Origin of the sequence: Chitinophaga fulva (genome assembly GCF_012927205.1) — a bacterium.
GTDB lineage: Bacteria > Bacteroidota > Bacteroidia > Chitinophagales > Chitinophagaceae > Chitinophaga > Chitinophaga fulva.
This window is the reverse complement of the sequence record NZ_JABBGC010000001.1, coordinates 3084280-3100879: the sequence shown is the minus strand read 5'-3', so window position 1 is coordinate 3100879 and position 16600 is coordinate 3084280. Positions and strand designations below refer to the sequence as shown.

The 16600-nt window shown below is 51.2% G+C and carries 9 protein-coding genes; 2 read left to right on the top strand and 7 right to left on the bottom strand.

Annotated elements, in window-relative coordinates; translation table 11 throughout:
* Positions 1–86: 86 nt before the first annotated feature.
* Together HHL17_RS12575 and HHL17_RS12570 are read left to right on the top strand one after the other, a co-directional pair.
* Positions 87–2624 (top strand): phosphocholine-specific phospholipase C, encoded by a 2538-nt coding sequence (locus HHL17_RS12575; protein WP_169225060.1) that lies wholly within the window; start codon positions 87–89, stop codon positions 2622–2624.
* Between the two features lie 77 nt (positions 2625–2701).
* Positions 2702–3466 (top strand): hypothetical protein, encoded by a 765-nt coding sequence (locus tag HHL17_RS12570; RefSeq protein WP_169225059.1) that lies wholly within the window; start codon positions 2702–2704, stop codon positions 3464–3466.
* Between the two features lie 44 nt (positions 3467–3510).
* Here the strand turns inward: HHL17_RS12570 and HHL17_RS12565 are convergent, their stop codons facing one another.
* From HHL17_RS12565 to HHL17_RS12535, 7 genes are all read right to left on the bottom strand, one after another.
* Positions 3511–4509 (bottom strand): Gfo/Idh/MocA family protein, encoded by a 999-nt coding sequence (locus HHL17_RS12565; protein WP_169225058.1) that lies wholly within the window; start codon positions 4507–4509, stop codon positions 3511–3513.
* Between the two features lie 20 nt (positions 4510–4529).
* Positions 4530–5723 (bottom strand): Gfo/Idh/MocA family protein, encoded by a 1194-nt coding sequence (locus HHL17_RS12560; RefSeq protein WP_169225057.1) that lies wholly within the window; start codon positions 5721–5723, stop codon positions 4530–4532.
* A gap of 23 nt (positions 5724–5746) precedes the next feature.
* Positions 5747–6940, bottom strand: coding sequence for a nucleoside permease (locus HHL17_RS12555; protein ID WP_169225056.1), 1194 nt, complete (start codon positions 6938–6940; stop codon positions 5747–5749).
* Positions 6941–6944: 4 nt separating this feature from the next.
* Positions 6945–10037 (bottom strand): PQQ-dependent sugar dehydrogenase, encoded by a 3093-nt coding sequence (locus HHL17_RS12550; RefSeq protein WP_169225055.1) that lies wholly within the window; start codon positions 10035–10037, stop codon positions 6945–6947.
* 36 nt (positions 10038–10073) lie between these two features.
* The gene (locus HHL17_RS12545) at positions 10074–11666 is read right to left on the bottom strand and encodes a RagB/SusD family nutrient uptake outer membrane protein (RefSeq protein WP_169225054.1); all 1593 of its coding nucleotides are present in this window, start codon (positions 11664–11666) and stop codon (positions 10074–10076) included.
* A gap of 18 nt (positions 11667–11684) precedes the next feature.
* Positions 11685–15158: a TonB-dependent receptor gene (locus tag HHL17_RS12540; protein ID WP_169225053.1), complete on the bottom strand. Its 3474-nt coding sequence runs from the start codon at positions 15156–15158 to the stop codon at positions 11685–11687.
* A 226-nt stretch (positions 15159–15384) separates the two neighbouring features.
* A complete protein-coding gene (locus HHL17_RS12535; RefSeq protein ID WP_169225052.1) occupies positions 15385–16404 on the bottom strand; it encodes a FecR family protein in 1020 nt (339 codons plus the stop codon).
* Between the last annotated feature and the right edge of the window lie 196 nt (positions 16405–16600).

The following is a 16600-nucleotide window of genomic DNA, read 5'->3' as shown; positions in this document are numbered from 1 at the left end:
GGATGAGTGGTTACCAGATAATTAAAAATGATGACTATTTTTCGTCCCTGACACAAACTAGCCACACTTTTTAAACAATTCCAGTCATGGACACTCGCAGGGAATTCCTGAAAAAATCCTTATTGCTTTCCGGTGCCGCCGGCTTCTCCACCATCATGCCGGCATCCATCCAACGCGCGCTCGCGATAGACCCAACACCAGGCAGCACCTGGCTCGATGCGGAACACATCGTTATACTCATGCAGGAGAACCGTTCCTTTGACCATTGTTTCGGCACGCTGCAAGGCGTCAGAGGCTTTCGCGACCCACGCGCTATTCCGCTGCCCGACCTGAAACCCGTATGGTTCCAGACCGATGAAAAAGGAGATACCTATGCACCTTTTCGTCTCGATATCAAAGACACGAAAATCACGTGGATGGGCTCACTGCCGCACTCGCGCGCCAGTCAGGTCGATGCGTACAACGAAGGCAAACACGATCAATGGCTGCTGGCTAAAAAACCGGGCAACAGACAATACGCGCACATGCCGCTCACCATGGGGTATTTCACACGGGAAGACCTCCCTTTCAACTACGCCATGGCAGACGCTTTCACCATATGCGACCAGCATTTCTGTTCAGGCATGACCAGCACCACGCCTAACCGCTCCTTCTTCTGGACAGGCAAAATCAACAGTGAAGAAAACGGTCGCACCAAACAAAATATCCGCAACGACGATTTCAGCTATGGCAAACACACCTGGAAAACATTCCCGGAACTGCTGTCTGAAAACGATATCCCGTGGAAATTTTATCAGAACGACCTCAGCTGCGGCGGCGGCTTCAAAGGCGAAGAACGCGCCTGGCTGGCCAACTTCGGCTGTAACCTCCTCGAATTCTTTGAAGCATACCACGTAAAGTTCTCTTCCCGCTATATCCAAACGCTGCTCAAACAGGCAGCAACCCTTCCGGAAGAAATCAACAAACTACAGGAAGCCTCACCCTCCTCCGACGAAGCGGCACAGAAAATACGCACTGACATCGCGAAAAAACAGGCAGTACTGGACAACGCCACCAAAGAACTGGCCAGGTGGAACAAAGAAAGTTTTGAGCAACTGTCTGCGCAGCAAAAGCAACTGTACTACAGCGCTTTTGTGATCAACAGCAGTGATAGCAATTTCCGCAGCGTGACCACCTTCCAATACTCAGATGATGGACAAGACCGCAAAGTCACTGTCCCGGCGGGTGATATCCTGCACCAGTTCCGCCAGGATGTGCGCGAAGGCAATCTCCCCACCGTATCCTGGCTCAGCGGTCCGCAGAATTTTTCAGACCACCCCAGCGCCCCCTGGTACGGCGCCTGGTATGTTTCGGAGATCATGGATATCCTTACCGGCAATCCGGAAGTGTGGAAAAAGACCATCTTCATTGTTACCTACGATGAAAACGACGGCTACTATGATCACGTGCCGCCTTTCTCTATCCCGGATGAAAATAAACCCGGCACCGGCAAAGTATCCGCGGGCATTGATACGGAAGTGGAACACGTAAGACTGGAGAATGAACTGGCACAGGGCATACATAAGAAACAAGCCCGTGAAGCGCCTGTCGGACTGGGCTTCCGCGTTCCGATGATCATCGCTTCGCCCTGGAGCCGCGGCGGCAAAGTATGTTCGCAGGTGTTCGATCACACGTCTACGCTGCAGTTCCTCGAAACGTTTGTGCACCGCAAATACAATAAGCAGGTACACCTCGATAACATCAGCCAGTGGCGGCGCACCATCTGCGGCGATCTGACCGCTGCCTTCAGCACCTTCGTGCCTAAAAAAGAAAAACTGCCTTTCCTGCAAAAGGAAAAGTTCGTACAGGAAATCTATAACGCGCAGTTCAAAACCATCCCTGCCGGTTTTCAAAAACTGACGGCAGAGGCTATCACACAGGTCACCGGCAAAACCACACCAGCCCATCTGTTGGTGCCACAGGAAAAAGGTGTGCGCCCCTCTCCTGCCCTGCCTTATGAACTGTACGCCGAGATCGACTGTCAACCTGGCTCCCGTCAGGTAAAGGCGTCCTTCGCGGCAGATAACAAAGTTTTCGGCGCGGCAGCCGCAGGCGCTCCCTTTACTGTGATCGCACCAGTGACTTACAAAGACGACAACGGCCATACCGACAAATGCCGCAACTGGTCCTTCGCTGTAAAAGCCGGTGATCAGCTTCACTACGAATGGCCGCTGAACGCGTTTGAAAACAACCGTTACCACCTGCAGCTGCATGGCCCCAATGGCTTCTTCCGCGAAGCAACCGGCAATACGGAAGATCCGGCCATCACAGCTACGTGTACGTACGAACGAAATAAATCTACCCAAAAACTTACGGGTAATGTATTGCTCTCGCTGTCCAACAACAGCGCCCAACCGATGAGCATCACCATACGGGACAATGCCTATGGCAACAAAACCATTACCCGTTCAGTGACCAAAGACCAGCCCACACAAATCGTGCTGCCATTGCAATCCAGCCACGGATGGTATGATTTCACGATACTGGCCGATGGTCATGATCAATATGCCCGGAGATATGCCGGCCGCGTGGAAACAGGCCTGGAAAGCATCACTGACCCGTATATGGGAAAAATTTTAGGATAACTTATGGAATCCGGGCTGCTGGTGGCATCTTGCATTAAAAAGCAACTATGAAGTTTTGTTTTTTAATCCTTTCCATCATGTTCAGTTTCTTCGCCTGTGGCCAGCAGCCCGGTTCCGCTTTACCACCCCTTGCCCGCTACGATTCCCTAGGGACGGGCATTTTGCAGGTCAGCTTCGATGAAAAAATTCCACTATACGCTAACGCTGGCGACAAAACACCTTTTGATACCCTGGTGATCAGGCAAAAGAAAGACGGCAGCTACGCCTTCCTGACGCAGGTGCTTAAAACCCGTTTCACCCCTTACCGGCTTTTTGAAGGAGACACCTATGAAGCCGGCAGTCAGCACATCAACATGGGCCTGGTGCACTTTCCGGCGGAATTACAACTCCGCGTGGTGGAAGCTACGAAGACATACTTCAGGGTGGTGATCAATGAAAAAGAAAAGCTCACCTGTTTTATCCGCATACAGTCGGATTATGCGCTGTATAGTACGATGGTACAAAAAGACCTGCATAACAGCATGCCCTATAACGGTAAAAAAACGACTTACAATCCCAACTGGTACCTGTATGAAACCTGGGAAAATTTACTGCAACGGGCATGTATCGTCCATGTCAAACCGGACACACCACTTTTTGAATCGCCACAAGGTAAGCGGATTCCTTTTCCAAAGCGGGAAGATAACTGTGATGATTGTTTTAAAGTGGGGGAAGTACGGGGAGAATGGGCGCAGCTCATAGACCGCGAAGATTACAACCGCAAAAAGAAGACATACGGCTGGGTTAAATGGCACAACGGCACAACCATGACTGTCACCTATGTAGAATTCCTGTATGAGTAAATAAAACCCCGAAGCAGGCATTACACCAGCCCCGGGGCAGGGCGCTACACATTCATCATTACAGGAGCGCCTTTTTTCTTTTTGCTGGCATCGGCAGCTTCCATGAAGGCCATCATCTCAATGGTCTCCTGCGGGTCCACCGGCACGATGCCGGTCTGGAAGAACGAAGTGATCTGCAATACCAGCGGCTGGTACGAGCTGAAATCACCGATGGGCATAATGCCTTTTTCACCGAAAGCATGGCCACCAAAACCATATGGGCCTTTGATCACGCCGCGCAGCGTACCGATGCGGCCATCAGCCCATACACCGGTTACCTGGTCCATATCTTCGGAAGTAGTGCGGGTCACCTTACGGCAACCGGCACCCATCAGAGCAAACAGCATCTCCACACCATGGATACCGTACCAGAAAAGATCGGGGTGTGTTTTCTCCGTAGGCGACGGCGTATATACGTCGGCCCCGGCCACTTTGCCGATCTTGCCCTGTTTCACCTGTTGGATGCTGTCAATAAAACGTAATGCGGAAGAAGAGAACACCGGCACCTTATATTTTTCGGCTGCCTTAAAAATTGCTTTGGTATCTGCCAGGGAAGCGGCTATCGGCTTATCGATGAAAACCTTTTTGCCGGCTTTAAATACCGGGAGCGCCTGCTCCAGGTGTACGCGGCCATCGTTGGACTCCAGCAGGACCACGTCTACCTTTTCCAGTAAGGCCGCAATAGAATCCACTATCTCCACGCCCAGCTCTTTTACCTTGGCGAGGTTACCAGGCACCATCTCCAGGCTGGAAGCGATGTCTTTACTGCCCTGCGGATAAGCCGCCACCACTTTAAATCCATGGTAGGAAGGGTCTGCATTTTGGGCGTTCAGCATTTTGGTGAACTCCACACTGTGTGAAGTGTCCAGCCCGATGATGCCTACCCGTTTTCCTGCTTCAGCGGGCGTACCGGCAAACAGGGAGCCGGCACGGCCTACCAGACCGAGCCCAACCCCCGTTATTGCCGCTGTTCTGAGAAATTTCCTGCGATCGTATGCGGTCATAATTTGTTTTATTTGGATGATTAACGGGTCACTTCAATGATCTTCCCGCTTTGTTTTTCTTTTAAGATCAGTTTCGTGCTGCCAAAATGTGTCTTCTCTTCTTTGATCAGGTAATGTTTGTCATCATAATCTACCAGGGAAGCACCTTTGCCCACCCCTTCACGGCCACGCCATATCTCCAGCTTTACGGGCTCCCATTGCTTGCTGGCAGCGCTCCTGTAAGCCGCGTCCAGCACAGCGTTTACCACGTAGCCATCATAAAAGGATTCCCGCGGTGCTTTGTTCTGTTCGATAGCATTGAACATGTCGGTGAACATGTGGTTATACCCCAGATCATTCAACTCATCTCCTACGGGAAACAACCAGCCGGTGTTGCTCTCTGCTTTTTCTGCTACGTACTCCGCACCTTTGCCGGTGGTGAACATATCAAAACCGGTACGCAGGAAGCTGTTGAGCCATATCGTACCTTCGGTGCCCATCACTTCATCACGTAAATCGAGACCACCACGGAAAGTCCAGCTTACTTCAAACTGGCCAATGGCGCCGTTTTCATACCTCACCAACCCGATGGCATGATCTTCTGCATCAATTGGTTTTACCTGCGTATCTGCCCAACACATCACTTCCACCGGTTTGATGTCTTTACCGATAAAGCTGCGGGCGATCTCCACACAATGACAGCCCAGATCAAGGATACAACCACCGCCGGCCTGTTCTTTGTCCCAGAACCATTCACTGTGCGGACCGGGGTGTGTTTCCCTCGACTTGGCCCAGAGAATACGGCCCAATGCACCGTCCTGCACACTTTGCAGGGCTTTGGAGAATTTAGGCGTATATACCAGGTCTTCCATATAACCATGGAAGATGCCCGCCGCTTCTACTGCCTCCAGCATCCTTTTGGCTTCTTCGGCGTTACGGCCCAGCGGCTTGGTACAGATCACGGCTTTCTTTGCTTTACAGCAGGCCATCACGGCTGCCTCATGCAGGTTATTAGGCAAAGCAATGCACACCACGTCCACCTCCGGATGATGGATCGCTTCTTCCATCGTGGTAGTCCAGTGTGGTGTTTGATAGTCAGCAGCAAATTTCTGCGCACTTTCTTCACGGCGAGAATAAATGCTGACGATCCTGTCTTTACTGCGTTGGCTGTGGATGGAATCGGCGTAAAACCTACCGATAAAACCACTGCCCAGCATGGCAATTTTTCTTCCCATATAAAAATGTTTTATTGTTATAGTTACGGTTGATCATCCTCCCGGAATAAAAAAACAAACAACAGCAGGAACACCCCGGTAATGCCCGCCGGCACCAGCCAGATAGCCTGCCAGTCATACACCGGGCCGGCGGCTCCCGCCTCACTGAACCGCCGCGCTACAAACCCTGACACGTAGGACCCTACCAGCATACCAATGCCGTAGGTGGCCAGCGTAATCAATCCCTGTGCGGCATTCTTCACGGCCTCACCGGCTTTACGGTCAGTATAAATCTGCCCGGTCACGAAAAAGAAATCGTAGCACATACCATGCAGCACGATACCGCCATACAGCATCCAGGTACCGGCGCCACTGTCGCCATAGGCAAACAGTACATAACGCAGTATCCAGCAGGCCATGCCCAGCACCAGCATGCGTTTTACGCCCATGCGGACAAACAGCAACGGCATCAACAGCAGGAACAGGAATTCAGAAACCTGTCCCAGCGTCATTTTACCGGCAGCATTGGTCATGCCGCTGTCGTTCAGGAAAGCATTCGTAAAGCTGTAATAAAATGCCAGCGGTATACACACGGCAATGGCCGTGATAAAAAACAGCCAGTAAGCACGGCTTTTAAACAGTACCAATGCGTCCAGTCCCAACACATCCGACAACTGCACCTTCTTTTTCACGGGTGGTGTGTCAGGCAGGAAAAAGCTGTAGACGCCCAGCAGCAGTGAACTGGCAGCGGCGACATGAAAGGTTACGGCGGTAGTTTCCACCTTGGCAAATCCTATCAGCAAACCGGCAACGATCCATCCTACGGTACCGAATACACGCACTGAAGGGAATTCCCTTCCGGCATCGGTCATCTGCCGGAAGGAAATAGCATTGGCCAGCGACATGGTGGGCATATACAACAACGTATACAGCAATATCAGCCACCAGAAACTACCAAAATCATGTACGCTGCCGGTCATATAAAGCGTGACCGCACCTGCCAGATGCAATACGCCCAACACCTTCTGCGCTGCAAAAAAACGGTCGGCTATCAACCCCACAAAAAACGGGGAGATAATGGCCGCAATGGAGAGATTGGCATATGCTGCGCCCACCTGCACCGCATCTGCTTTCAACGCGGTGATCAGGTACGTGCCCATGGTGACATACCAGGCGCCCCAGGTAAAGTACTCCAATAGCATCAGGATAGACAGCCGCAGCCGAACGGAAAGGGACATACGATCAGTTATTGTTGGAGAAATTGATCCAATCCATGTTAAAGAGATAACCATCTTTACCATCTGTACTTTTGAACACGAAGTACAAATCATGCTGACCCGTAACAGGTTGTATCGTCGCGGACACTGGTTTCCATCCTGCTGTTGGTCCGGCTGCTGCCGCGTTTCCGGCTTTCACCACTGCTTTGCCCGCCAGCGGCCCGTCCGGCTTGTCCAGGTGTACTTCCACCACACCACCAATACCCTGCTCCTGTACATTGAACTGCATGCTCTTCACTCCGTCCATATACAGATGGTTGAACCGGATGTAACTGTTGTTACGCACAGCTGTATAAGCCAAGCCTGCTGTGGTGATCGTGATCAGGTTCACATTGCCTTCATCAAAATCTTCTGCCTGCACCCATGGATTTCTTAGCATGAGATAATCCCTGCTGGTAATCGGTTCTATATTGTTGGCGCCTTTATCCGTATAAGTGGCCATCAGCAGATACCCGCCCTCGTTGCCTTTGCCAGCATGCGCTTTAAAGGATTGCACGCCCTGCATAGGCAGAGTGCCCTGCACGCTGCTGAGTGACAGAATATAATGCACAATCTCTTTGGCATCGTCAACAGACATGTCCGGATGGGCAGACATCGTGCGGCTACCCCAGCTGCCGCTGCCACCGGTAATAATCTTGGCTGCCAGTTTGTTCACATTGGTTTCGTTATCAGTATAACGTTTGGCCACTTCCTGCAAACTCGGACCAATGGACGTAGTATTCTCCGTATGGCACGATTTACAATCCAACGACCAGAACAGCTGATGCCCTTTGGCGAACTTCGTATTGCCACCACCGTTATTAGCGAGTACCAGTGCGAAATCTTTTCCCATCGGGAGATAATCAAAGGTGATTTTAATCTTGCTGCTGTCAGGAGTACCATCTTCCGGATCGGTGACCATCACTTTATAATCCAGCAGGGCATTGTCCCAATAGAAGCTTTTGTTCGCAGAGGTCATGATTCTCACATCCGGTGGTGTATTGCCCACTTTGATGTCCACGGAAGATGTTCCTTTGCCGCCATGATCATCAGATACCGTCAGGTCTACTTTATACACGCCCGGCTGAGAGAAAGTATGGTCCACCTGTTCACCGGTAAGCTGTTTATCACCGATCTTCCATGTATACGTGAGCTTATCGCCTTTGTCGTAGTCCACGGAGCCGGTAGCGGAGAGCTTCACTGTCAGTGGTGCACCACCGTACAACTGGCTGCTGCGTATATTCGCCACCGGTTGACGGTTGCCTTCTGAATAGGTGATACGTACCAGTTTGGCATTGGAGTTTTTGGAGAACCAGTTGGTGCCGTATTCCAGCATATAAATGCTGCCATCGGGCGCAATCTTCATATCCGTAGGAGCTGCAAAATCAATATTCTCCAGGAAAGGCTCCATCCGTAGGTAATTGCCGGCGGAGTCCAACGTTACCGCCATAATCCAGTGCCGCATCCATTCATAGATAAACAGCTTGCCGTTGTAATAATCAGACAGTTTATAAGGTGCATTCTTAAACTGATCACTGTAGAATACTGGTCCAGCCATAGCCGTCTCTCCGCCTTTGCCTACCATCGGGAACACCGGTGAAGCGGCATCGCCATACCATATCATGGCCGGCTGTGCAGGCGGCAGGTCTTTGATACCGGTATTGTGCGGTGAATTGTTAACAGGACGCAATGGGTCTTTTCCCGGACGCTCTTTCATGGTAGCATAATCCAGCAAAGGATAGGCTTCGTTGTTACCATTGAAATAAGGCCATCCAAAGAAACCGGGTTTCTTTGCCTGATTGATTTCATCGAAGCTGAGTGTGCTGCCTTCTGCAGAAGGGACTTTCGTGTCCGGCCCCACATCGCCCCAGTAGACAAATGCATTTTTCATGTCCACAGAAAAACGATAAGGGTTACGGCAGCCCATCACATAAATTTCCGGGCGGCCTTTGGAGCCATCCTTAGGGAAGAGGTTACCCTCGGGGATGGAGTATGTTCCGTCCGGCTCCGGTTTAATACGCAGGATCTTACCGCGCAAATCCATGGTGCTGGCGGAACTGGCCTGATCATCCGACAGCTCGCGGCCGGGTCTTTCATCTACTGGCGTATAGCCGTGGGTTTCTTCAGCATTCGTATTATCACCGATAGACAAGTACAACAGGTCATGCGGCCCGAAGAACAGGTAGCCGGCAGAGTGGCAGCAATAGCGGCGCTGCGTAGGCACTTCCATCAACACCTTTTCGGAAGACATGTCCAGCGTGTCGCCATGCAGTTCGAGGCGTACCAGTTTATTGTACCATTTCTCACCAGCGGGCGCGTAATAAAAATACACCCAGTGATTTTTTTCATAATGAGGGTCCAGCGCCACGCCCAGCAAGCCGTCCTCAATACCGCTGAACACATCGAAACGGCCGATGGTTTTGGTTTGCCGCTGACGGGCATCATAGAGTTTCACGGCGCCCTTGCGTTCTACGAACAATACGTTACCGCCTGGGAGGATACACATCTCCATCGGCTCATCCAGACCGTGGTCCAGTACCGTATAGGTGTAACGGTTAGTATCCGGCGGCGCAATGGTCAATGACTTGCTGTAATCAGGCCAGGCATTGTTCCCCACCAGGTAACGGATAGCCGGTTGTATGGTTGCAGCCGTAGCTGTAGCAGGCACAATATACAGGCGGCCTTTGTCCTGTTCCAGTTCTTTGCCTTCCGGTAGCGTGTTCCATTCGCGCAACCAGGGCCATCCCTGTTTAACGGCAGCACTGTCTTTCACCGCGAGGATACCGCCACCACCTGCTTCTGCATAACGTTTCAATGCCGGAATATTCCGGTAATTCAAACTATCTGTCAGAGAAAAGGGCACACATACTGCGCTGAAGCTTTTCAGGGAATCATCCTGGAAATACTGCCTGTCGCCGGTAAGCACTATCTGCCAGCCTTCTTTTTGTCCTGCCTCCTGTAATTGCTTCACCCAGGGGCTTTCTGTGTTTTTCGTGTAACATAAAATACGGGTAACAGAACGCTTGGCCCCACATGCTGTAAGCAATGTGAGCAACACAGGCAACCATAATTTTTTCATTGTTTCTAATTAAAAGTCCATCAATTCAATTAAGAATTAGTAACCAGGGTTTTGTTTGATACCACCGCCGGTACGATCTATTTCCTGTTGCGGTATCGGGAAGAGGTATTTATTACCGGAAGCTGGCGCTCTGAAGGCGCTGCCTTTTCCGTTGGAATAAGGTTTAGTGGAATAATCTTTCATGGTGGTCACGTAGCTGTTCCAGCGCAACAGGTCAAACACACGGCCGTATTCACAGCCCAGCTCCACGCGCCGTTCATGCCGCAGGGCTTTGCGCAGATCATCTCCGGCTGTTACCGCTGGCAGCGGCGTGGCCGCTATCACCCGCTTGCGGGACACTGCTTCCACATCGGTGTGGGACGAGTTGCTGGCGCGGTTACGTACCATATTGATGTAATTGGCGGCATCCTGTTTGCTGCCACCACTTTCAATCAACGCTTCTGCATACATCAGCAGCACGTCTGCATAACGCACCAGGTGCATGGTCCAGGCATCGTTGCCCCACCCTTGTCCACGGCGGTTTGCAGGCAGGAAAACTTTGCGGTTATGATGACCGGTATTCGGATAAGAGGAGAAGTCCAGTGTTTCTCCACCGGGGAACACATCTCCCTGGTCGAGAACCGTGAAAAGGATACGTGGGTCACCGGGTTCGTATTCATCCACGAGCGACTGCGTAGGGCAGTCGAAACCCCATCCGCCTACGTTACGCGGCGAACAGTAGATAGGCAGCGTAGTACCGTAGATAAAGGCTGCGGGATCATCACCGAAGATGATAGGGAACACTGCTTCCGGGCTTTTGTAGCCATCTTTCAGGAACAGCGCCTGATACTGCGGGTCCAGCGTGTAAGCATTGGCGTCGATCACTTTTTTAGCGGCATCGCGGGCTTTGGCGTAGAGGGTTTTGTCATCTTCCGCGAAGAAGAGGTAAGCCCTTGCTTGTACGGCCCATGCAGCTTCTTTGGTAACACGGCCCAGTTCTGTAGCAGGCAGGTCACCGCGGGAAGGCAGCGCGGCATCATTACCCACAGCCTCCAGTTCACTGGTGATGAACTGAAACACTTCATTGGAAGCTGCCCGCACGATCTTGTTGCGGTCTTCGAGTTGCAGCGTTTTTGTCACCAGGGGCACGCCACCGAATACACGTACCAGGTCGAGGTAGTAGTAAGCACGCAGGAAACGTATCTCCGCGAGGTAACGGCTCCTGGTTTTATCATCGAGCGGATTGCCTTTGTCATCCAGCAGTTTGGCTGCGGGCAGGCGCTCCAGCGCCACGTTGCAGTTGCCAATGCCTTTGTAACAGGCGCCCCAGAGACCATTAAGCGTTTCGTTGGTGGCCAGCGCACGGCCCCAGCCCAGATCTACCACAAACGGACGGTCATTGGCGTCGGAACCGCCTTTATCGCTTTCGTCGGTGGCCATGTTGCCCAGCTCCGCCATCGCTGCCTGGTATCCCCAGAAATCATAGAATCCAAGGTAACAGTTAACGACAGTCTTAAAACCGGCACCCGGCGAATTGTAAAAGTTTTCATCGGTTTGTTTTCCCAGCGGCGGCCTGTTCAGGTAATCCTTGGAACAGGAAACAGTCAGCAAAACCATCAACAACGGTAAAGTATATATGATCTTTTTCATTACAGACAGTGTTAAGGATTAAAATTTAGCGTTCACGCCTACCATAAAAGTGCGCGCTTGTGGGAAATACCCCTGATCAATACCAATCAGGCGTGGATCTGCATTGCCCATCTCCGGATCGAGGCCGCTGTATTTGGTGAAGGTGAGCAGGTTCTGCGCACCTACGTATAACCGTAACTGTGGTATACGGGCTCTTTGCAACCATTTTTCCGGGAAGTTGTAGCCCAACTGTATGTTTTTCAACCGCAGGTAGGAACCATCTTCCACGAAGTAGTTAGACACGCTGCTGTTGAGCGCGGAGTTGGAAGAGATACGGAAATACTTGTTGGTAGAACCGGGGCCGTTCCAGGATTTCTCCAGGAAGCCCTGTGGCGCGTTGTACCAGCCGGTACCGGACTCGGTGTCATAACGCAGGATGTTCATCACGTCATTGCCTTGTGAACCCTGCCAGAACATACCCAGGTCAAAACGTTTATAGTTCAGGTTGATATTCAGGCCATATACGAAATCAGGCCATGGATTACCGATCATAGTACGGTCAGCAGCATCCAGTTTGCCATCCGGACCGGGCACGATGTTACCGTTCGCATCTACGCCATTGATATCTTTGAAACGGATATCGCCGGGGCGGGAACTGAGGCGCTGCGGGCTTTTATCCACTTCATCCTGTGTTTGAAAAATACCATCTGTCAGCCAACCGAAATAGTAACCTACCGGTTTACCTACTTCTGTTTTACTGATGGTCTCACCCAGGTGAGCAGTGGTGTAGATCGGTTCTCCGCCGCCCATGCTCAATACTTCGTTGCGGAACGTGGACACATTGAGGCGTACATTATACGAGAAGTCGCCAAAGTGATGACTATGGCCCAGCGACACTTCCCATCCTTTGTTGACCATGCTGCCGGCATTGGTCCAGAAATCTCCCGAAGGGTAACCCATAGTAGATGGTATCGGTACCACTACCAGCATATTGGTCACTTTTTTATTGAAGTAATCTACTGTCACATCAAGGATGCCATCCCAAAGGGTCAGGTCCAGCGCGATGTCTGTTTGTTTGGAGGTTTCCCATTGCAGGCTGGGATTAGCCATGGTCTTACGTTCTGCACCAAGATAACCTGTATTGGCATTACCAAACAGGTACCGGAAATAAGTATTGCCGTAAGTAGACAGGTATAAGCCGCTGGTATTAACATATTGGTTACCGATAGCACCGTAACTGGCTCTCAGTTTACCGCTGGTCAGCCATCCCAGGTTAGCGTTTTTGATGAAGTTCTCTTCGGAGAAACGCCATGCTGCGGAAGCAGAGGGGAAAGTACCCCAGCGGTAGCCGTCACCGAAATTGGAGCTACCGTCCCGGCGCACATTGGCAGCCAGAATATAACGGTCAGCATATACGTAGTTGATCCGGCCGAAGAATGATTGCAACGCGCTGGAATAGGTATAACCGGAAGCCCCGGGGTTCAGGGTGGCGGCATCGATAATACGCATATCCGGTTCGTTGTTCACGATATTTTGTTTGGAAGCAGCGTAAGACAGTCCTTTCGTCAGCTCAGCGGAAATACCGGCCAGCGCAGTGATGTGGTGCTTGCCAAAAGTTTTGTCGAAGTTGAGCGTATTCTCCCATACAAAATAATTGCTCCAGGAGGAACTGTTGCTGACAGTATTGTAAGTAGCGTAATCAAAGGAATTCAGGAAGTAAGCCGGCGAAAATCCTTTAGAGATACCACGTCCGAGGTCCATCCCAAAGTTACTGCGAAAAGTAAGCGGCTCGATGATCTTTACATCCAGCGCAGCACCGCCTTTGATGGCAATCCCTTCCCATACGCTCTGTTGCATGCGCTCTACCTGTGCTACCGGGTTGGGTTTGTTGGTAAAGAGAATACCGGCATATTGTGAATACGGGTTATTGGCTTCATAACCTGTCATAATACGCTGATAAAAATCAGGGACGCTCTTCAGGTTATTGCGGTATACCGGTGTGATCGGGTCAGCGGCCATCGCACTGAAGATCGTACCGGAGAAGGGGTTGTTCTCATCCACATTACGGCGGTTTTCATAGATCAGGCCGAAATTGGTAGTCAGTTTTACGCGGGTGCTGATATCAGCTGTCACGTTGGTACGCCAGGAGAGACGTTCATAATCAGATCCTTTTACAATGCCCTGTTGTTTCATATACCCTGCGCTGGAAGCGTATACCAGGTTTTTACCGGCGCCGCTCACGCCTACGTTGTAGCTTTGGATAGGAGCGTTCTGTTGAATGACCTCCTTCCACCAGTCGGTACCGTTAGGCCCGGAGTTGTCGTTCACAAACTTCAGTACCTGCGCTACTTTCTCCGGTGTATTAATATCAGTGGGCAACGGTGCGCCGTCTGCGCTGTAAGCCTGTGTTTTATATTTGATGAAGTCCGCCGCGTTGAGCATGTGTGGCCGTTTCCAGGCTGACTGCCAGCCGGTGTAGGTGTCCAGTGTCACATGCATTTTAGTATCATTGCGACTGCCTTTACGGGTAGTGATGATCACCACGCCGTTGGAGCCTCTGGAGCCATAGATGGCCGCAGTAGAGGCGTCTTTGAGGATATCCATCGCTTCAATATCATTGGGGTTCAGCCAGCCGATATCTGTCTGCGGCAGACCGTCTACAATGTATAGCGGTGTATTGCTGCCGCTGATAGATCCGATACCACGGATACGTACCACCGGTGCTGATCCGGGGCTGCCGCTGCTTTGGGAAACGGTCACGCCGCTCACCTTGCCCTGCAAGGCTTCTGCCGCGTTGCGTACCGGCACGTTGCGCAGGTCTTTGCTGTTCACCGAGCTGATAGCGCCGGTCACATCTTTTTTGCGTTGGGTGCCATAACCGATCACCACCACTTCATTGAGGCCGCTGGTGGATTCTTTCAGGACGATGTTGATCAGTTGTTCACCTGCCGGCACCGGTACTTCCTGCGAGATAAAGCCCATGTAGCTGATCACCAGTACTGCACCGGGACCGGCCTGCAGGGAAAAGCGTCCTTCGATGTCCGTTACCGCTCCCTGGCTACTACCTTTCACTTTAACGGACACGCCTACCAGCGGTGTGCCTTTTTCATCGGCCACCTTACCGTTAACCCTGCCTGCGTTTTGTTCTGATTTGGGGGAGATGACCACCAGGTTGTTGTCTACAATGCGGAAAGCCAGTGCGGAACTGTCCAGCATTCGCCGCATAATTTCCGCCAGGGGCGCATCTTTCACCTGCAGGTCTATTTTACCCAGCTGGCGGATGGCCGTATAGTTATAAAAAAAACGATAGTCGCTTTCCTGTTGGATCTTTGCGAAGATCTTGTCTGCGTCAGTCCTCACGAAAGTGAGCGTGAATTTTTCCTGCGAAAAGACGGTTGCTGAAGCGTGTAAACAGGACAATAACACCACAACAAAACATAACTTCATCATGAGGAGTAGTTTGACTGTCTGGCTGAGCGCATAGGAAGCCCCTCCAAATCTGCTTTTTTTCATAGATTTGTTTTAGAAAGGTTTGTAAAGAAGGGTGTAAGTGAAGTTTCTCAGGCTGACTTACCCCTGTACATACACATAAGCCTTTTGGGGAAGAGCAGGCCTCTTCCCTTTTCTTTTATGGACGAAGCTTATCTCATCCCTCATGCATGTTTTCAGGTAATGCGTGCGTTTAACCGTGTGTTCATTACAGGTGATTTTTGAGTTGATAAAATGTTGCTATGATGTTCTATCTGGACAGGTAAACCTGTTGCTGTACTACCCTATAGTGGAATCCTGTGGTCATCTGCAACAACCGCAGCGCCTTGTTGATATCTTCTTTTTCGAATACGCCGCTCAGTATTTCTTTTTGCAGTGTTTCGTCTTCAAAAACTATATTGACGTTGAACTGTCGTTCCATTTTGCGGGCCACCTCCGCGAAGGTTTCATTCATAAACGCCAGCTTCTGGTTGCACCAGGCTGTTTCCATTACCAGCCCGGGATCTTTGCTGCTGGCCAGTTCCTGTACCCTGAAGTTGACATGTTGTATACTGTCACGCTCCGGCATAAGTGTATGTTGATCGAGTGACAACACCAGTTTTTCGCGGGGCAGCAGCACTACTTTTTTCTCGGGGCTGTTACGCATCATCACCTGTACCTTTCCTGTAATGACCGCCACTTCTGCTTTCTGATCATCGCCATAGGCCTTTATATTGAAAGAAGTTCCCAGTACCTGGATGGCGAGGTTATCGGAATGAACGATGAATGGTTTATGATCATCTTGTGCCACATCAAAAAATACTTCACCGGTAACCGTCACGTCCCTGCTTTTACCAGCAAAACGGGCATCGTAGCTGATCTGGCTGCCAGCATTGATCCATACCTGTGTACCGTCCGGCAGCAGCGCTTTGATGGTGCTACCCATCGGTGCACTGATCTGTTGCAGCGCCAGTGCAGGTTGTTTTTTACGCCCCAGCCACCACATGCCTGCACCTACAGCCGCCAGCAGTACTGCCGCCGCAGCCCACCAGTAGGGGCGTCTGGAAGATACTACCGGCGCCGGCGCTTGCAGGAGCGCGTCCATCTTTTCCCAGCCACCCGCTACAACAGCCGTATCCGGGACTGGCGCCTCCACCGTGTCCAGCACGCTCTCCATGAAACGGTAGTCGGGGTTCTCTGCCAGCAATTCCTCCAGCTCTTCCAGCTCCTCCCTGCTTGCGGCCTTGCCGGCTTTTCGTGCCATCAGCTCCAGTATTCTTTCTGCTTTCATTGAATGGTTAGATAGTGTACCTGCGAAAAGGACACGGGTAAAAACCGGATTCCCTAAAAAGGTGGAAAAAATTTTTGTGTCCGGTTTCCCAGGGCTGAAGCCCTGGGTTACGATGTCGTTCAATTTCTTTATAATGATGAGTTCTTTCGTTTATGCTTAACAGCACTTAGCTTCAGAGGTATCGTCCTGATTATGA